Here is a 15,708-nt window from a genome sequence, read left to right on the forward strand (position 1 = left end):
GTTTTATGTCGAACCGGCGCCGGTTTCGGCATAAAACCGCCGACATCCTGGGTGGGCGGTACGGTGACTGGCATGTCTGCCGTGAAGAGTCCTTGGCTTGCTGCGTTCGGGATCGTTGCTGTTGTCCACCTGGTCTTGATCGGCGTCGACGTGCAGCCGTACCAGAGCATCTCGAAGTGTTTCCTGGCTCCTCTGCTGATCGCCTGGGTCATCGAGCAGCGCGGACCCAAGCTGCTCGTCGCGGCACTCGTCGGCTGCTTCTTCGGTGATCTCTTCCTGGAGTTCGAAGACCTGTTCACCGCAGGCATGGCCGCTTTCGCGATCGCGCACATCTGCTTCATCACGTTCTTCGTGCAGCGCGGCGCCCTCGACCGGCTCAAGCGCCAGCCCTGGATCATCGTGATCGGCCTCGCCGCAGGCATCGGGCTGATCGCCTGGGCGTGGGGCGGACTCGAACCCGGTCTCAAGCCGCTCGTCCCGGTCTACGCCCTGCTGCTGCTCGGCACCGCCTCGACGGCGCTCGCCACCGACGTCCGTGCAGGTATCGGCGGCATCATGTTCCTGGTCTCCGACGGCATCATCGCCCTCAACGAGGCGGGCCGAATCGGTGACGGCGTCGGCACCTCGCTCGCCATCATGGTGCTCTACATCCTGGCGATCTTCTTCCTGACCACGGCGATCGTGTTCCGCGAGAAGCGCACGATCGCCGCCGGCCCGGGCTTCGACCCGACCGTGCGCACCGACTGCTGGCCTCGCCTGCCCCAGTGACCGTACCTGGCCGCGATCGGACCTACCGCCTGGCGATACGACTCTTCGGGGCGGTCTTCCGGGTCATGGGCTACCGGTTCGACGTCCGGGGCGCCCAACACATCCCCGACTCTGGTGCTGCCGTGATCGCCGGCAACCACATCGGCTTCCTCGACTTCACGTTCATCGGCTACGCCGCACGTGACCGCAAGCGGCTGATCCGCTTCATGACCAAGTCTCAGGTCTTCGACATCCCCGTGGTCGGACGGCTCGTGCGTGCGATGCACCACGTCCCGGTCGACCGACGCTCAGGAGCACGGGCTTACCGCCAGGGACTTCGGCTGCTGGACGCCGGCGAGCTTGTCGGCGTGTTTCCCGAAGCCACGATCAGCCGTTCCTGGCTGCTCAAGCCGTTCAAGCGCGGCGCCGCCGGTCTAGCCGTCAACCGTCGGGTCCCGTTGGTGCCGGTCGTCGTCTGGGGCGGACACCGCGTCTTCACGGTCGACGGCCACCGGTCGCTGCGCCGCCGGATCCCGGTCACGATCATCGTCGGCGAACCGCTGCTGGCGAAGGTCGGCGAAACGGTCGACGAGCTGTCGACGCGCCTCCACGACGTGATGGAGGCGCTGCTGGCCGAGGCCATCGACAGCTTACCCAGAACGTCCACGCGACGACGGCGATCGTTGGTGGCTGCCGCACGACCGGGGCGGTTCGGCACCCGATCCGCAGACGGCCGCTGTCCTCGACCGGGAGGCCGTTGCCCGCCTCGGGGATACATTCGAATGAGAGCCGTCCACACGAGCACAGAGGATCATCATGGCTTCGAGTCCAGCCAACCGGTCACCGTCGGTGACCTGACCTTCGACGTGAGGACCGCCGGACCTGAGGACGGCGCACCGGTCATCCTGCTGCACGGCTTCCCGCAGACCTCGTTGTCGTGGTCGAGCGTCGCCCACCGCCTGACGAATGCGGGCCTCCGGGTCATCGCCCCCGACCAGCGCGGATACTCGCCCCGCGCCCGCCCAGAAGACGTCGACGCGTACCGCACCGAGCTGCTGGCCCAAGACGTCATCGACATCGCCGACTCGATGGGCCTCGACACGTTCCACCTCGTCGGCCACGACTGGGGCGCAGCAGTTGCCTGGCTCGTCGCCGGGACCCATCCCGACCGGGTCAGCACCCTCACCGCGGTGTCGGTGCCGCACCTGACGGCGTACAACGCGGCCCTGCGCGATGACGCTGACCAGCAGCAGCGTGCGTCGTACATCCAGCTGTTCCGCGAGCCCGGCAAGGCCGAGGACCTGTTGCTCGCCGACGCCGCGCGACGGCTGACCGCGATGTACGGCGACGCGGTGCCGATCGGCATGGTCGTGCGGTACGTCGCGCACTTTGCCGATGAGGGCGCGCTGACGGCGGCGCTCAACTGGTACCGGGCGATGGGACCCGCGCTGGCCGACACACCGCGGACCCAGGTGCCGACGACGTATGTGTGGGGCGAGCTCGACCAGGCGATCGGACGTGCCGGCGCCGAGGCGTGCGGCGGGTTCGTCGATGCCGACTACCGTTTCGTCGTGCTGGAGGACATCGGTCACTGGATCCCCGAGCAGGCTCCCCAGGCCCTCGCGGACGCCATCATCGCCCGCGTGGGATAGATCTATCTCCATGGCCAACTCGACCACCGCACGCACCTGGCTCCTCGAACAGCTGACCGCCCGCGGCGGCGCGGCCGCCGACAGCGACCTGCTCGACCTCTGGCAGGACGGCTGCGCTCCGCGGCCGACGCCATGATCCAGGCCGGAGACCTCGTCGCGACCGACGACGGCTGGACCCTGCCGAGCGACCGGAAGGCGAACCGGTCAGGACGCTGGACCGACGACGAGATCAGCATCGCAGCGAGGGCGTACATCTCGCTGCTGCGGGCCGACCATGAAGGGCGCCCCGTGCACCGCCGCGAAGCCGTCGCCGAGGTCGTCGACCAGACCGGCCGCACTGCCGATGCAGTCAACGCCTTGTTCGCCAACCTCTCCGCCGTCGTCCAAGAGCAGGGGTATGAGTTCCTGGCGGCCTATCCACCGAAGTCGAACGTCCCGGCGGGAGTGCGTCCCGCAGTTGCGGCCATTCTGAACGCCCAGGGCTGAACGCTCCCCTGGCTGCCTCTAGGCTCGCAGACATGGCCACAGTCATCCTGGTGCGACACGGACGCACGACCGCGAACGCCAGCGGCATCCTCGCTGGACGCACCCCCGGCGTCACGCTCGACGACGTCGGCCGCGAGCAGGCCCAACGCACCGCCGAACGGCTTGCCGTCGTGCCGCTGGTCGGCGTCGTCTCCAGCCCGCTGGAACGATGCCAGCAGACCGCTGCGGTGATCCTCGAGCGCCAGGACGGCCGTCCGGTCACTCCTGTCGAGGACGGCATCACCGAGTGCGACTACGGCGACTGGCAGGGCGCCAAGCTCGGCGACCTGGCCAAGGAGGATCTCTGGCCGGTCGTGCAGAACCAGCCCTCGGCGGCAGCCTTTCCCGGGGGCGAGTCGATGCTGACGATGCAGTCCCGATCGGTCGAGGCGATCCGACGCCACGACGCAGCCTTCGAGGCCCAGCACGGGCCGGGCGCCGTCTGGGTCGCGGTCAGCCACGGCGACATCATCAAGTCGATCCTCGCCGACGCGCTCGGCATGCACCTCGACCTGTTCCAACGGATCCACGTCAATCCTGCGTCGGTCTCGATCGTGCGATACGGCGCTGCCCGCCCCCAGGTCATCGCCACCAACACCGACGCGGGCGACCTGTCGTGGATGCGCGCAACGCCTGCCGATGAGGACGCTGCTGTCGGCGGCGGAGCAGGTCACGGGGCGCACGCTTCCGCTCCCTCCTAATATGGCCACATGCCTCAAATCGTCCACGGCTTCGACTGGCCCGACCGCTTCGTCGTCGGCACAGTCGGCCAGCCTGGGGACCGCACGTTCTACCTGCAGGCTCGCGCCGGCTCGAAGCTGATCAGCGTCTCGCTCGAGAAGCAGCAGTCAGCCGCCCTCGCCGAACGGGTCGAGGAGGTCCTCGACGAGCTGATGGCGGTGGAGGGCAATCCGTTCAGCGTCCCGGCCATCACGCCGGAGGGGCTCGTCGACAACGACCCGCTGGAGCAGCCCGTCGAGGAGGAGTTCCGGGCGGGCACCATGACGCTCGGCTGGGATCCCACGACCTCACAGCTCGTCATCGAAGCCTTCCCGATCATCGAGATCGAGGTCGAGGTCGATGATCTCGACCAGATCGAGGACCTCGACCAGATGGAGATCGATCTCGAGGTCGAGCCGCCCGAGGTCCTGGTCATCCGCATCCCGGTCGGCACGGCCAGGGCATTCGCCAAGCGCACCCGCGAGGTCGTCGGTGCCGGACGTCCGCTCTGCCCGTTGTGCCGGCTCCCGATGGACTCAGACGATCACGTCTGCGAGCTCCCCCGACGGATTCCGTTGACCACACGACACGATCCGGAGCACGATCTGCTCACGGGTGACATCGTGCTGGAAGGCCGCATCATGTCGGCCAGCAACGCCACGTTCGTGGGCACGATCGGCGACGTCACGGTCGTGTACAAGCCCGTCGCGGGCGAGCAGCCGCTGTGGGACTTCCCCGACGGCAATCTCGCCCACCGCGAGGTCGCCGCATATCTCGTCTCCGAGGTCCTTGGCTGGGACGTCGTCCCGCGCACGTGGCTGCGTGACGGCCCGATGGGCCCCCGGCATGCTGCGGCTGTGGCAGGACGTCGATCCTGACCAGAACGCTGTCGACCTGGTGCTCGCCGGTCAGCTGCCCACCTCGGGCTGGCGACACGTCTTCGACGGCTATGACGACCAGGACCGTCAGGTCTCCCTGATCCACGAGGACACCACCGTCCTGCGTCAGATGGCGGTGTTCGACCTCGTCTGCAACAACGCTGATCGCAAGGGCGGCCACGTCCTGGCGATGCCCGACGGTCATCGCTTCGGTGTCGACCACGGTCTCACGTTCCACGTCGAGCGCAAGCTCCGGACGGTACTGTGGGGCTGGCTCGGTGAACCGTTGACCGAGCTCGAGCTGGCGGGGATCGAACGCGTTCGGTCGGGCCTGTTCTCCGACCTCGGCGACTCGCTGACCGGACTGCTGACCCAAGCCGAGATCGTCGCGCTGGCCGAACGCTGCACCGTCCTTCTTGCCCACCCAGAGTTTCCGTCGCCGCGCGGCGAGATGCCCGCTATCCCTTGGCCTCCCTTTTGACTCAGCTTTCCTGACACCCAGCTTCCCCGACACCCTGCTCATCGGTTGCGGCGATCTCGGCGCCGACATCGGTCTACGCCTCGACGCGCTCGGTCACGGCGTCGTGGCCGTGCGCCGCAACGCCGACCTGGTTCCCGCCCCGCTGGTCGGTGTGGCCGCCGACCTGACTCGCGAGGCTCCCGTCCTGCCAGCCATGGACCTGCAGCTCTTGGTCATTGCGCTGACCGCGTGGCCGCGCACCGAGGAGTCCTACCGCGCGACGTACGTCGACGGCATGCGTCGGGCGCTCGACGCGATCGACGCTGCCGGGCACTCACCGAGCAGGGCAGTGCTGGTCTCTTCGACCGGCGTGTACGGCGACCTGCCTGCTGACGAGCTGCTCGACGAGTCGACCGTGCCCGGACCCGTCGACGGGCCGGCCCAGATGCTGCAGGAGGCCGAGCGCCTGTTTGCCGAGCGGGTGCCCGGTGGCACGGTGCTCAGGTTGTCTGGCCTGTACGGACGGGGCGAGCCGCGCCTCCTGGGTCAGGCGCACACCGGTCAGATCGGTGACCCGAACCGGTGGACCAACCGCATCCACCGTTCCGACGCGTCGGCTGCCGTCGTGCACCTGCTGACCCGCGACGAGGCACCTGCCGACCTCTACGTCGGCAACGACGACGAGCCCGCACTGCTGGGCGACGTCGCCGCCTACCTGACGTCATCGGAGTCGGACGCCGATCCGGCGCAAGGCCACGGCAAGCGCCTGTCGAATGCTCGCCTGCGCGCGACGGGCTGGGTGCCGGAGTTCCCGACGTACCGTGAGGGCTACGCCGAGCACGTCACGACCTGACTCAGGGGCCCCATCCGGTCATTCCGCTTCCGATGCCTCTGCCGGCACCGAGACCCTCCATCCGTCACGGGAGCCACGCAGCGCATCTTGGCCTTGCTGGTTGCGCAGGAGGGCCACTTGATCTTCGCGGGACAGCTGATCGAGTCGTGGGGCGGCGAGACCTCGCCTGCGAAGCGTCCAGAACGCGGCAGCCCCTAGAACGGCCAAGGTCGTGAAGATGATGATGAGCAACATGGCTTGCCCCTGTCGTGTAGCCCGGACTCTACCTGCAACCGGCCAGCTCAGACAGCGAACGCGGGACTCTGCAGCGGCCAGCCGGCCGGGTCGTCGAGCGGACGATCGACCTTGATGGCGTAGGCGTTCCAGTCTTCGGCGCGCGCCGCGTACCAGGCGACCTGGCTGACCATCAGGTCGCGGAGGTCGCCGGCCGCAATGCCCGGATGACGCTTGCCGATCTCGTAGGCGATGTCGCGGGCGGCCCGGGCATCAGCAGCTGCGTCGTGGGCGTTGTCGAGCACGACGCCGTAGTACGCCGCGACGTCGCTGAGCCGACGGGGACCGAGCCCGCCGCGCTCGATGCCCCAGTCGATCACGAACGGGTCGACGACGAGCAGGCGATCCCAGTCGGGCTGGTCGATGCCCCATCGGGTCGCCTCGGCGCGCAGCATCGTCAGGTCGTAGGCCGCGTTGAAGACGACCAGCCCGATCTGGCGGTCGATGAGGTCGTGCACCCCAGGCGACGATGCGAGCGATCGCCTCTTCGGGGGCGGGGGCCCCGGCCAGCGCCTCGGCGGTCAGCCCGTGCACAGCAGCTGCGGCAGCCGGGATCTCGACGCCGGGATCGATGAGCCCGCAGATGTCGTGCCCGCGATCGCCCAGCAGAGCGAAGCTGGCACCCGGTCGGTCAGCGGGTCGATGCCGGTCGTCTCGAAGTCGAGCGAGGCGAGGCCAGCATGATGCCAGCCGGCGTGGTCTCCTCGTGGCGGCGGAGTGGGCGAGCAGCCGGCGCAGATCGTGCGCCACCGTCCGGGAAAACCGATCAGCCGACCGGCTCCGATCATGACGAGCACGCCGCACTCGGAACAGTCGCCGGCAAACTTGTTGGCTCTCATGTCGTGAACGCTAGTCGGCCCCGCCGACAGGTTGTGCCCAACACACCGGAGCATTAACCGGTACGATCGTCCCAGTTCACCGACGACGGGACGGTCATGACCAGGACGAGACTCACCGCACGCACGACCCTCATCACCGGAGCAGGCAGTGGAATCGGCCGCGCCGTCGCAGTCCAGGCCGCCGCGAAAGGTGCCCGACTCGTGCTGACCGACGTCAACCACCAGGGGCTCGTGGAGACAGTCGCCCTGGTCGCCGACAGCGTCGTCCACCACGAAGCGTTCGACATCAGCGACGAGGACGCCGTCATGGCCTTTGCGCACCGGACGCTGGAGCTGGGGCCGGTCGACGTCGTCATGAATGTCGCCGGCATCTCGACGTGGGGGCGCATCCAAGACCTGTCGTCCAAGCACTGGCGCGACTGCGTGGAGATCGACCTCATGGGCCCCATCCACATCATGTCGGCGTTCGTCCCGCGATGATCGCTGGCGGGAACGGCGGTCACGTCGTCAACGTCTCCTCAGCGGCCGGACTGTTCGGGCTGCCGCTGCACGCCCCCTACAGCGCCGCGAAGTTCGGCCTGCGCGGCGTCAGCGAGGTGCTGCGCTTCGACCTCGAGCAGCATGGCATCGGCGTCACGCTGGTCTGCCCGGAGCCGTCCGGACGCCGCTGGTCGGCACCGTCACGATCGTCGGCGTCCCCGCGAGCACCCGAGATCGTCCGGATCATCGCAGAGTTCGAACGGCACGCCGTCACTCCCGAGAGCGCGGCGACGTCGATCATCAGAGGTGTCGAGAAAGGCAAGTACCTCGTCTTCACGTCTCCCGACATCCGCGCCGGGCACTACCTGCAGCGATATGCGCCGTGGGCGTACGCGCGCGTGATGCGTGGGCTCAACCGCAGGTTCGACCGGATCTTGAGCAAGGTCGACCAAGACACCTCAGGCACGTCCTAACGCGTCGGATCGTCGCCCACCTGCACCAGGAAGCTTTGCCGAAGTTGGCGCCGCGCAGCAGGCCGAAGAACGCCTCCGGGGCGTTCTCGAGGCCGACGACGACGTCTTCCTTGTACTGCAGCGATCCCTCGGCGATCCAGCCGGCGGCCTCCGCTGGAAGTCCTTGTAGTGGGCTTTCGCGAACTCGTTCTGGATGAAGCCCCGCACCGTGAGACGGCGGGTCAGGATCAGGCTCATGAGACGCGACAGACGGTCGGGGCCGGGCGGCAGCTCGGTGTCGTTGTAGTGAGCGACGAGACCGCAGACGGGTACCCGCGCGAAGTCGTTGAGCAAGGGCATCACGGCATCCCACACATGACCGCCGACGTTCTCGAAGTAGACGTCGATGCCATCTGGCGCCGCAGCCTTGAGGTCAGCGGCGAAGGTCGGCGAGCGGTGATCGAGCGCAACGTCGAACCCGATCTCTTCGAGGTAGGCGACCTTCTCAGGACCGCCGGCGATGCCGACCGCCCGAGCACCCTTGATGCGGGCGATCTGCCCCACCGCCGAGCCCACCGGGCCGGCAGCGGCCGCCACCACGACGGTCTCGCCGACCTGGGGCTTGCCGATCTCGGCGAGACCCGCGTAGGCGGTGAACCCGGGCATGCCGAGCACGCCGACGGCCGTCGAGATCGGCGCGCGAGCCGGGATCGAGCCGACGGACGTGCGCGGCTGGCGCGACGCCGTACGACTGCCAGCCCAGGTGCGCCAGCACGATGTCGCCCACTGCCAACGAGGGATCGCGCGACTCCACGACCTCGGCGACCGTGCCGCCCTCCATGACCGATCCCACCTCGACGGGCGCCGCGTACGACCTGGCCGCACTCATGCGTCCGCGCATGTACGGATCGAGCGACAGGTAGATCGTGCGGAGCAGCACCTCACCCTCGCCGGGCTCGGGCAACGGGACCGTCTCGAGGCGGAAGTTCTCGGCGGTCGGCTCACCGTCGGGACGCGAGGCCAGCAGGATGCGGGTGTTCTGAGTCGCAGAGGTCATGTCTTGAACACTAACCACCACCGCCGACCCCGTCAGGCTGAGACACTTCGACCATGACGACCCCCTCCCCCACCCACCTGGCCTGCGTTGCTGCTGTCGATGGCCTTCGGGGAGGTCGAGGAAGGGCCGTTCACGGGCCTCCTGCGGATCACCGATCCGCCAGAGCAGCGCAGCACCGTCCGCGTGTTCAAGCGCTTCGGGGAGTACCGGGTCGAGGATCTCGACGGCGAGCTCCTGGAGATCCGCCGGCACCTCAGCACGTACAACCAGGCGACCGGGCTCGACCAGCCCGCCTGGAGCGCCTTCGACGTGGCGCACGGCCGCTTCGACTACGCACACGCAATCGAACGTCGCGAGCCAGCGATTGGCAGGGCGACAACTTCGCTTTCACTCGGCCGACGGGTCCCGCCCGCGCCACCACCTTGTTGGGGCGACCGTGCTGGGAGATCGAGCTCGCCCCTTCTGAAGACCATCCGTCACCTCTCGTTCTGACGATCGACGCTGCGACCGGAATGCAGCGAAGGCCGAGAGTCGTGACTTCGGGGTGCTCCAGGAGTGGCTCGAGATCGAGTTCGGCACCAAGCTGGACGACGAGCTCTTCACGTGGGAAGGAACGACGATCTCCAGCCAGTCTTACGGCAGCTACGACGAGGAGCCGCACGACGCCGCGTCCAGGCGAGAAAAGAAGTGGCTCCGCAAGTCGGGGCTGGACGGCCGACTGCGCGTCCACCTCAAGCCTGAATTCCACGAGGTCGACCAGGATTCCGGCGCTTTCGAGGGCGGATTCTCCGATGCCGCATGGTTCTCCCTGGGACGCCGACTGCCCAGCACCGAGCCATGGGACGAGCCGGACGACTTCACGCACGAAGTGCGGTGGGAGGACGGCAGCTGGCAGTGGCGGCTGCGCTCGACCCACCGCATCCGCAAGCGGACTCTCAAGCACCTGCGCAGGCAGACGCGCACGCTGTGAGCCGATGGGCAAGACTGGGGCCATGACGCTGAGCAGAGCCTTCTGGCGCGCAATCGAGACCGTCCACGTTCCCGTCTACTTCGCCGCGGACGCCAAGAGCGCGTACGAGGCGATCGGCCTCAAGGGCTACTGGATGGGCTACACCGCTTCACGTTCGGCCGCACTCGGCACGCCGTCGGCCCCCGTCGTGACGGCGCTGTTCCACGGCTTCTCGCCGGCCATCATCGAGCGCGCTCTACCCTCTGCGTGGGAGCGGGCAACACCGGCTGCCATCCTCACGACGCGGTACGACCTGGCCCGGTCGACGATCGCGCCCGGCGTCGAAGGTCATGACGTCGCCGCGATCGCCCGTGAGCTCACGCTGCTGACCGGTGGCCTCGACTTCGCCGGCAAGCCGTTGGCCGCCGCGCACTTCAGCGTCCCGGTCCCCGAAGATCCGCTCGGCCAGCTGTGGCACTCCGCGACCGTGATCCGCGAGTACCGCGGCGACTGCCACCTCGCGATCCTCACGGCGGCGGGGCTCAACGGCGTCTCCTCGAACGTGCTCGCGGCAGCGGCTGGCTACGTCAAGACCGACCAGCGTCAGCTGCGGGGGCTGGACCGAGGACGAGTGGCAGACCGCCACCGACGGCTGCGTGACTCGCGGCTGGGTCGACCCTTCCGGCGCCATCACGCCGACCGGCAAGGCGGCCCGCGACCAGATCGAGGACACCACCGACCGGGTCTGCGCGGCCGGCATCGACCGGGAGGCGACCGCCCGCGGCATCACGGTCGAGGAGCCGCTGCGCGCGCTCGCCCGGAGCATCGTGGCGACTGGTGCCGTGGCGTTTCCGAACCCCACGGGCGGCCAGCGTCCCTAGAGGTGCTGTCCGGGGTGCCGTCAGCGTCCTGACCAGATCGGTTCGCGTCCTTCGGCGAAGGCCGCGACGCCTTCGCGTGCGTCGTCAGACATGATGACCGGTGACGCGAGGATGCTCTGCTGCTCGAACGCGCTGGCGGGCTCCCACGACGTCGACTCGTCGACCATCTGCTTGCCCACGGCGACGCTCAACGGTGCGTTGGCGGCAATCTGACCGGCAAGATCGAGGGCGACCGTGAGCGCTTCACCCGGCCTGGTCACCCGGTTGATCAGACCAAGCTCGGCCAGACGGCCGGCCGGCAACGGATCGCCGACCAGGGCCAGCTCCATCGCTATGTTGCGGGGCAGACGGTCGCGGAGCCGCATGACGCCCCCTGCGGCGGCGATCAGTCCCCGCTTGACCTCAGGGATGCCGAACAGTGCATCGTCGGCCGACACGATCAGGTCGGCCGCGAGGGCCAGCTCACATCCGCCAGCCAAGGCGCTGCCTTCGACCGCGACGATCAACGGCTTGGTCGGCGGTCGCCCCGTCAACCCCAAGGGGCCACGTCGCTCGGAGACGGGCAAGCCGCCCTCGTGCCGCCGCCTTCAGGTCCATGCCTGCACAGAAGGTCCCTCCGGCCCCGGTCAGCACGATGACGCGCACCCGATCGTCCGCCTCGGCGTCGTCGATGGCTTGCTCCAGTGCAGCAGCAGTTCGTCCGTCGATCGCGTTGCGGACCTCAGGCCGGTCGAGCGTCACCAGCGCGAGGGCGCCGCGACGTTCACTGCGCACCGGCGCCGTCTCCGGGGGTAGCAGCTCGGCCGCCTTGCCGCGCACGAGCCTGACCGTCCCGGTTGCCAGTCGCACAGTGCGCCCAAGCGGATCACCGTCGAGCGCCAACGCAAGCACCTGGGGATCATCGGTGCGCACCAGCACGCGATCCCCGTCAGGTGTCAGGGTGCTCAGCACGACGGCCTCGGGTGCACCGTCTCGGTCGTAGGGCACCGTGCTGGCCTCGATCACGACGTCGCCGTCGTACGACCGCAGCAGGCGCCGGGCTGCTGGCCGCTCGACCATGGGACGAAGGTGCCGGAACGCAGTCGTCGGCGGCTGCGCGGGAGTAGATCCCGATCGAGTGCTTCGTGGCGTACCAGCCGAGCGACGTCGACAGTCCCGTGCTCGTCGGATCCGCCCGCAGGATCGGTATCAACGACGCCACCGCGTGCACGCCGTAGTTGTTGCCGGGTCCGCCCGCAAAGGTCAGACCGCCGGTCACCGACAGCGGACGGTCCGGGTCGCCGACCGGCAGGCCCAGTGCCTCGGCGCCGATCTGCACCGCTGAGGGGAAGCACGAGTACAGGTCGACATGCTTGACCTGCTCGATCTCCTTCCCGGCATGATCGAGCGCCGCCCGGCCAGCCGCCCGGATCGCCGGTGACACCGAGAAGTCGGCACGTTCGCCCACGAACCACTCGTCGTGTGCGGATGCCCCGGCATGGATGAAGACCCACTTGTCCTGCGCGACCCCAGCGGCCTGAGCAGCGGCGACGCTCGTCACGACGACACCCGCAGCGAGGTCGACCTGCAGGTTGGCACACATCAGCTTGGTGTAGGGCTCGCTGATGGCGCGGTTGGACGGTGACGCTGCGGCCAGGTCGTCAGCAGCGACCTCCGACGGGCTCCAGGCGTACGGATTTGTCGCCGCGACACGCGACAGGCCCGACCACAGCTGCGAGATCTCCCGCTGGTGCTCTGCGACCTGGTGGCCTCGGCGCCGACGTACCGCCGACTCGATCAGCGCGTACATGAACACCGGCGCACCGAGCCCGACCGCGGTCTCCAGGCGTGGTTGGCGACCCGGTCGACGCCGACGACCCGGTCGGGCGCGGCATCCTCGTCCTGCTCCGGCCACTGCGGGGTGCTGCCAGACTTCTGCAGCGCAGCCAACGTCGAACCCGTTTCGGCGCCCGCGACCAGCACGATGCGCGACCGTCCGTCGGCGATTGCCGCGGCGGCCTCGTTGACGAGGCAGGCCGCCGTCCCCGCCGTACGGCGTCGACTGCACCCGCTCGGTCGGGCTCGCGCCCACCGCCTGCGCGATCTGCGCAGCCTGGTCACGGTACGTCCACGAGGCGCTGGGAATCGCGTACACCGCGTCAGCGGCCCACAGACTGGCCTCGCCGACCCCGCTGTCTCCGGCGGCCGCACGCAGCGCATCGGCTGCCAGCGTCGCCGGATCGCGATGCGGGTCGGGCTGGCGCTGGACGATCTGTCCGACCCCGACGACGACGGGGGTGCGAGGGTCGAGCAGCTGACCGGTCGCTTCGTGCAGGACGGGTTCGTCGCTGACCGTCCAGGTCAGGCGGGTGGGCGTCCCGGCATCGAGCGCGGCGAGACGGTCAGCCGACACCTGCAGCGCCGCGTCGATGCTGCGCATGACGGTCGCGCCGATCGGTCCGCGCAGCGGCGCACCGTCGACCCCCACGTCGAGGCGCAGCGCCGAGCCTGCTGACGCAGGTGCCACGGTGACCGCCAGCCCGAGGACGATGCCCATGGGGCCGGTGCCTCGCAGCGACAGGCTAGATGCGGGCGACTTCTGTGACGGTCCACCGCACCTCGGCGGGGATGTCCATCAACAGGATCTGCTGGGCGAACGAGTCGCCGTTGCCGAGCTGTCCGGGCTGCTCCGCCGCGCCACGCCGAGTGGAGGGTGAACCACTCAGGTGCTCGCTCGAAGTCGCACGCGAGCTGCAGCAGCGCCGATGCCGGCAGCGGCAGCTCGACACGGCCGTGCTGCGCCGGCCGAAGTCGTCCATCCATGCGGGTGCAGCCAGGTCGACGTCGACCTGGGGCGCCTGAGAGCCGGCGAACGTCCGGCACCGAGGGAGCCCAGCAATGCCTTGCGGGTCTCGGGAGCCGCGCAGAGACCCGCGACGGCCTCCACCGAACCCTTGAGCTGGGCGACGCGTCGATGCTTCCTGGAGGCCATGGATCACTTTCCGTACGATCAGACTGTTTGTGACGACTTTGAGTCTGACCTCCACCACCCGGTCTGGCAAGACCGTCCACATCCCGGCTACCGTGGCTCTCATGACCGCACGGCGCACGCAGCAGGAGCGCTCCGCCACGACGCGGGCGCTCGTCATCGACGCGCGACCGTGGAGCTGCTGGTCGAGATCGGCTACGCCGCCACGACGATCTCGCGGATCGAGAACGCGCCGGTGTCGCTCGCGGCACCTTGCTCCATCATTTTCCGACCCGCGCCGGCTGCTGGTCGCGGCGGTCGAGGACGTCGCGGCCCGACGGCTGCACGTCCTTCCCGACGGCGCAGCGCCCGGCGCTACCGGCTGGGACGCCGCAGTCGACCTGGTCTGGCGCGACCTGCAGAGCCCCAACTTCTTGGCCGTCCTGAGGCTGTGGGTCGCGGCCCGCACCGACGACGACCTGCGCGCGGCCCTCGTTCCGGTCGAGCGGACGGTGTTCGAGTCGGTGCACCGAGCCGTCACTACTGTGGCGGACGACGACGACCCCGCGTGCCCACGATCGTCCAGTTCACGATCGACCTGCTGACTGGATCGACGATGGCCACCCTGCTGGTCGAGGACGGCGACACCCGTCAGGTGCTGCTCGACCGCTGGCGCCGAGCGATCCCCGTCCTGCTGGGACGATCACCCGCTGACGCCTGGCCCTGATCAGCGTCATCACTATCGAGGGCTATGACCCTCGACAGCGATGACGCAACCAGCAGCGGATCAGGCAGTCTCGACGTTGAGAACGACGTCGATGTTGCCGCGCGTCGCATTCGAGTACGGGCACCCGGTGCGCGACCTGACAGCCTTCGGCATCGGCCTGCGAGACGCCGCCGCCGCTCGACGTTGAGGGTGATGGCCAGACCGAAGCCGCCGGCATCGTCGGGACCGATACCGACTTCGGCGGTGACGGCCGAGTTGACGATCTCGACGCCGTGCTGCTTGCTGGTGGCCTTGAGCGCCGAGTGGAAGCACGCGGCATAGCCGGCGGCGAACAGCCGCTCCGGGGTCGGTCGCCCCGCCAGCGCCGCCCATCTCCTTCGGCGTGCGTACATCGGTGTCGATGAGACCGTCGCTCGAACGGACGTGACCGTTGCGGCCGTCGCCGTCGGACGTGGCAACTGCGGTGTAGAGAATCTGAGCAGGCATCTGAACCCCTAAGGCATGTAGACTGACTAGTACGTCTACATCGTTGCACGGGGGATCAACCCCACAGAGCAGGAGCGCCACCATGACCGTCATCGAGATGAAGCCAGCGCGCGAACGCATCCTCGACGCGGCCGACAGCGCTACTACGCCGACATCCGAGCGGTCAGCGCCGACAAGCTGCTCGGCACGGCCGGCGTCTCGAAAGTCACCTTCTATCGCCACTTTCCCACCAAGGGCGACCTGATTGCGGCCTACCTCCAGGTGCACGCGGTGCGCGAGCGCGATGCCATCACGGCCAAGCGCGCCGAGCTGGCCGACGATCCGGCCGGCGTCCTGCGCTGTACGCCGGCGCGATCGGTGAGGCGAGCTGCTCCCCCGGCTTCCGCGGTTGCCCGTTCATCAACGCGGCCGCCGGCTGCCAGAGGACGACCACCCGGGCGGGCCGTGATCCGCGAGCACCGCGCCTGGCTCACGACCCAGATCGTCGAGCTGCTCGACAAGCTGGGTGTCACCGAACCTGCGGCCAAGGCCAACCAAGCCTATGATGCTGCGCGACGGCGCCATGGTGGCGGGGTACCTCGGCCAGGCACCCGATCAGGTCGCCGCCGCGCTCGTGGCGGGTGCCCGCTCGATGATCGGTCGATACAAGCGGAGTCTTGAAGGTTTATCGTTTGTCGTTAATTACGATAAACGATAAGGACCAACGTGGCGAAGAACCTCCCGGTCACTGACCCCCTCGGCCCGCTCGACGTGACTACCCGCATCCTGTCGGCATCGTGATC

General features: G+C 68.7%; 24 protein-coding genes and 3 pseudogenes. 17 read left to right on the forward strand and 10 right to left on the reverse strand.

Features of this window, described 5'->3' with window-relative positions:
- Positions 1-72 precede the first annotated feature (72 nt).
- The 8 genes from ACHMWU_RS08945 to ACHMWU_RS08980 are packed head-to-tail and all read left to right on the forward strand — an operon-like array spanning position 73 to position 5,835.
- The gene (locus ACHMWU_RS08945; protein WP_396042887.1) at positions 73-768 is read left to right on the forward strand and encodes a lysoplasmalogenase; all 696 of its coding nucleotides are present in this window, start codon (positions 73-75) and stop codon (positions 766-768) included.
- Positions 765-2,399: an alpha/beta fold hydrolase gene (locus ACHMWU_RS08950; protein ID WP_396042889.1), complete on the forward strand. Its 1,635-nt coding sequence runs from the start codon at positions 765-767 to the stop codon at positions 2,397-2,399. The genes ACHMWU_RS08945 and ACHMWU_RS08950 overlap by 4 nt, the downstream gene beginning before the upstream one ends.
- A 10-nt stretch (positions 2,400-2,409) precedes the next feature.
- Positions 2,410-2,535 (forward strand): hypothetical protein, encoded by a 126-nt coding sequence (locus ACHMWU_RS08955; protein ID WP_396042891.1) that lies wholly within the window; start codon positions 2,410-2,412, stop codon positions 2,533-2,535.
- Positions 2,532-2,885 (forward strand): hypothetical protein, encoded by a 354-nt coding sequence (locus ACHMWU_RS08960; protein WP_396042893.1) that lies wholly within the window; start codon positions 2,532-2,534, stop codon positions 2,883-2,885. The genes ACHMWU_RS08955 and ACHMWU_RS08960 overlap by 4 nt, the downstream gene beginning before the upstream one ends.
- Positions 2,886-2,917: 32 nt before the next feature.
- Positions 2,918-3,625, forward strand: a complete 708-nt coding sequence (locus ACHMWU_RS08965) for a histidine phosphatase family protein (protein ID WP_396042895.1) — start codon at positions 2,918-2,920, stop codon at positions 3,623-3,625.
- Positions 3,626-3,634: 9 nt separating this feature from the next.
- The gene (locus ACHMWU_RS08970; RefSeq protein ID WP_396042897.1) at positions 3,635-4,522 is read left to right on the forward strand and encodes a DUF3090 family protein; all 888 of its coding nucleotides are present in this window, start codon (positions 3,635-3,637) and stop codon (positions 4,520-4,522) included.
- Entirely contained in the window at positions 4,491-5,003 is a 513-nt protein-coding gene (locus ACHMWU_RS08975) for an SCO1664 family protein (RefSeq protein ID WP_396042899.1), read from the forward strand. Before ACHMWU_RS08970 ends, ACHMWU_RS08975 begins: the two co-directional genes overlap by 32 nt.
- A complete protein-coding gene (locus ACHMWU_RS08980) occupies positions 4,939-5,835 on the forward strand; it encodes an NAD-dependent epimerase/dehydratase family protein (protein ID WP_396042901.1) in 897 nt (298 codons plus the stop codon). The genes ACHMWU_RS08975 and ACHMWU_RS08980 overlap by 65 nt, the downstream gene beginning before the upstream one ends.
- 18 nt (positions 5,836-5,853) lie before the next feature.
- On the opposite strand, the gene ACHMWU_RS08985 is transcribed toward ACHMWU_RS08980, so the two are convergent.
- The 3 genes from ACHMWU_RS08985 to ACHMWU_RS08995 form a co-directional block, all read right to left on the reverse strand.
- Positions 5,854-6,069: a hypothetical protein gene (locus ACHMWU_RS08985; RefSeq protein WP_396042903.1), complete on the reverse strand. Its 216-nt coding sequence runs from the start codon at positions 6,067-6,069 to the stop codon at positions 5,854-5,856.
- A gap of 47 nt (positions 6,070-6,116) precedes the next feature.
- The gene (locus tag ACHMWU_RS08990; protein WP_396042905.1) at positions 6,117-6,566 is read right to left on the reverse strand and encodes a hypothetical protein; all 450 of its coding nucleotides are present in this window, start codon (positions 6,564-6,566) and stop codon (positions 6,117-6,119) included.
- A gap of 63 nt (positions 6,567-6,629) precedes the next feature.
- Positions 6,630-6,947, reverse strand: a complete 318-nt coding sequence (locus tag ACHMWU_RS08995) for a hypothetical protein (protein ID WP_396042907.1) — start codon at positions 6,945-6,947, stop codon at positions 6,630-6,632.
- Positions 6,948-7,043: 96 nt separating this feature from the next.
- Between ACHMWU_RS08995 and ACHMWU_RS09000 the strand changes: the two are divergent.
- Positions 7,044-7,900 (forward strand): annotated as a pseudogene (locus ACHMWU_RS09000) (SDR family oxidoreductase).
- Here ACHMWU_RS09000 and ACHMWU_RS09005 read toward each other — a convergent pair.
- Positions 7,886-8,443 carry a zinc-binding dehydrogenase gene (locus tag ACHMWU_RS09005; RefSeq protein WP_396042909.1) on the reverse strand — a complete coding sequence of 186 codons (558 nt, stop codon included), beginning with the start codon at positions 8,441-8,443 and terminating at the stop codon, positions 7,886-7,888. The pseudogene ACHMWU_RS09000 and the gene ACHMWU_RS09005 sit on opposite strands and share 15 nt — an antisense overlap.
- Positions 8,385-8,936: a hypothetical protein gene (locus ACHMWU_RS09010; RefSeq protein ID WP_396042911.1), complete on the reverse strand. Its 552-nt coding sequence runs from the start codon at positions 8,934-8,936 to the stop codon at positions 8,385-8,387. Before ACHMWU_RS09010 ends, ACHMWU_RS09005 begins: the two co-directional genes overlap by 59 nt.
- 99 nt (positions 8,937-9,035) lie before the next feature.
- On the opposite strand from ACHMWU_RS09010, the gene ACHMWU_RS09015 reads away from it, so the two are divergent.
- The 4 genes and pseudogenes from ACHMWU_RS09015 to ACHMWU_RS09030 all read left to right on the forward strand — a co-directional run bounded on the left by ACHMWU_RS09015 (position 9,036) and on the right by ACHMWU_RS09030 (position 10,766).
- Positions 9,036-9,428 (forward strand): hypothetical protein, encoded by a 393-nt coding sequence (locus ACHMWU_RS09015; RefSeq protein ID WP_396042913.1) that lies wholly within the window; start codon positions 9,036-9,038, stop codon positions 9,426-9,428.
- A gap of 52 nt (positions 9,429-9,480) precedes the next feature.
- Positions 9,481-9,906 carry a hypothetical protein gene (locus ACHMWU_RS09020; RefSeq protein ID WP_396042915.1) on the forward strand — a complete coding sequence of 142 codons (426 nt, stop codon included), beginning with the start codon at positions 9,481-9,483 and terminating at the stop codon, positions 9,904-9,906.
- Positions 9,907-9,928: 22 nt separating this feature from the next.
- Positions 9,929-10,480: pseudogene (locus ACHMWU_RS09025) on the forward strand (MarR family transcriptional regulator); the annotation flags it as partial.
- Positions 10,481-10,541: 61 nt separating this feature from the next.
- Positions 10,542-10,766 (forward strand): hypothetical protein, encoded by a 225-nt coding sequence (locus tag ACHMWU_RS09030; RefSeq protein ID WP_396043053.1) that lies wholly within the window; start codon positions 10,542-10,544, stop codon positions 10,764-10,766.
- A gap of 20 nt (positions 10,767-10,786) precedes the next feature.
- Here ACHMWU_RS09030 and ACHMWU_RS09035 read toward each other — a convergent pair whose 3' ends face one another.
- From ACHMWU_RS09035 to ACHMWU_RS09050, 4 genes are read right to left on the reverse strand one after another with little or no spacing between them, the layout of a single operon-like run.
- Complete coding sequence (locus tag ACHMWU_RS09035; RefSeq protein WP_396042917.1) at positions 10,787-11,245, reverse strand: enoyl-CoA hydratase-related protein; 459 nt, start codon at positions 11,243-11,245, stop codon at positions 10,787-10,789.
- Positions 11,229-11,798, reverse strand: coding sequence for an enoyl-CoA hydratase-related protein (locus ACHMWU_RS09040; RefSeq protein WP_396043055.1), 570 nt, complete (start codon positions 11,796-11,798; stop codon positions 11,229-11,231). Before ACHMWU_RS09040 ends, ACHMWU_RS09035 begins: the two co-directional genes overlap by 17 nt.
- Positions 11,695-13,302 carry a hypothetical protein gene (locus ACHMWU_RS09045; RefSeq protein ID WP_396042919.1) on the reverse strand — a complete coding sequence of 536 codons (1,608 nt, stop codon included), beginning with the start codon at positions 13,300-13,302 and terminating at the stop codon, positions 11,695-11,697. The genes ACHMWU_RS09040 and ACHMWU_RS09045 overlap by 104 nt, the downstream gene beginning before the upstream one ends.
- A 25-nt stretch (positions 13,303-13,327) precedes the next feature.
- Positions 13,328-13,744, reverse strand: coding sequence for a hypothetical protein (locus tag ACHMWU_RS09050; protein ID WP_396042921.1), 417 nt, complete (start codon positions 13,742-13,744; stop codon positions 13,328-13,330).
- Between the two features lie 94 nt (positions 13,745-13,838).
- Between ACHMWU_RS09050 and ACHMWU_RS09055 the strand changes: the two genes are divergently transcribed.
- Positions 13,839-14,318 (forward strand): hypothetical protein, encoded by a 480-nt coding sequence (locus ACHMWU_RS09055; RefSeq protein ID WP_396042923.1) that lies wholly within the window; start codon positions 13,839-13,841, stop codon positions 14,316-14,318.
- Positions 14,282-14,440 carry a hypothetical protein gene (locus ACHMWU_RS09060; protein ID WP_396043084.1) on the forward strand — a complete coding sequence of 53 codons (159 nt, stop codon included), beginning with the start codon at positions 14,282-14,284 and terminating at the stop codon, positions 14,438-14,440. The genes ACHMWU_RS09055 and ACHMWU_RS09060 overlap by 37 nt, the downstream gene beginning before the upstream one ends.
- On the opposite strand, the gene ACHMWU_RS09065 is transcribed toward ACHMWU_RS09060, so the two are convergent.
- Positions 14,365-14,832, reverse strand: a complete 468-nt coding sequence (locus ACHMWU_RS09065; RefSeq protein WP_396042925.1) for an OsmC family protein — start codon at positions 14,830-14,832, stop codon at positions 14,365-14,367. The genes ACHMWU_RS09060 and ACHMWU_RS09065 overlap by 76 nt on opposite strands.
- A gap of 247 nt (positions 14,833-15,079) precedes the next feature.
- Here ACHMWU_RS09065 and ACHMWU_RS09070 point away from each other — a divergent pair.
- Positions 15,080-15,166 (forward strand): annotated as a pseudogene (locus ACHMWU_RS09070) (TetR family transcriptional regulator); the annotation flags it as partial.
- Between the two features lie 30 nt (positions 15,167-15,196).
- Positions 15,197-15,586, forward strand: coding sequence for a hypothetical protein (locus tag ACHMWU_RS09075; RefSeq protein WP_396042927.1), 390 nt, complete (start codon positions 15,197-15,199; stop codon positions 15,584-15,586).
- Positions 15,587-15,708 lie beyond the last annotated feature (122 nt).

This window comes from Aeromicrobium sp. UC242_57, assembly GCF_044452305.1.
Classification (GTDB): Bacteria; Actinomycetota; Actinomycetes; order Propionibacteriales; family Nocardioidaceae; genus Aeromicrobium.

Coding starts and splice junctions, on each gene's coding strand:
- ACHMWU_RS08945 (WP_396042887.1), top strand. CDS start 73: ATGTCTGCCGTGAAGAGTCCTTGGCTTGCTGCGTTCGGGATCGTTGCT.
- ACHMWU_RS08955 (WP_396042891.1), top strand. CDS start 2,410: ATGGCCAACTCGACCACCGCACGCACCTGGCTCCTCGAACAGCTGACC.
- ACHMWU_RS08960 (WP_396042893.1), top strand. CDS start 2,532: ATGATCCAGGCCGGAGACCTCGTCGCGACCGACGACGGCTGGACCCTG.
- ACHMWU_RS08965 (WP_396042895.1), top strand. CDS start 2,918: ATGGCCACAGTCATCCTGGTGCGACACGGACGCACGACCGCGAACGCC.
- ACHMWU_RS08970 (WP_396042897.1), top strand. CDS start 3,635: ATGCCTCAAATCGTCCACGGCTTCGACTGGCCCGACCGCTTCGTCGTC.
- ACHMWU_RS08975 (WP_396042899.1), top strand. CDS start 4,491: ATGCTGCGGCTGTGGCAGGACGTCGATCCTGACCAGAACGCTGTCGAC.
- ACHMWU_RS08985 (WP_396042903.1), bottom strand. CDS start 6,069: ATGTTGCTCATCATCATCTTCACGACCTTGGCCGTTCTAGGGGCTGCC.
- ACHMWU_RS08995 (WP_396042907.1), bottom strand. CDS start 6,947: ATGAGAGCCAACAAGTTTGCCGGCGACTGTTCCGAGTGCGGCGTGCTC.
- ACHMWU_RS09010 (WP_396042911.1), bottom strand. CDS start 8,936: ATGACCTCTGCGACTCAGAACACCCGCATCCTGCTGGCCTCGCGTCCC.
- ACHMWU_RS09015 (WP_396042913.1), top strand. CDS start 9,036: ATGGCCTTCGGGGAGGTCGAGGAAGGGCCGTTCACGGGCCTCCTGCGG.
- ACHMWU_RS09045 (WP_396042919.1), bottom strand. CDS start 13,302: ATGGGCATCGTCCTCGGGCTGGCGGTCACCGTGGCACCTGCGTCAGCA.
- ACHMWU_RS09055 (WP_396042923.1), top strand. CDS start 13,839: ATGACCGCACGGCGCACGCAGCAGGAGCGCTCCGCCACGACGCGGGCG.
- ACHMWU_RS09065 (WP_396042925.1), bottom strand. CDS start 14,832: ATGTACGCACGCCGAAGGAGATGGGCGGCGCTGGCGGGGCGACCGACC.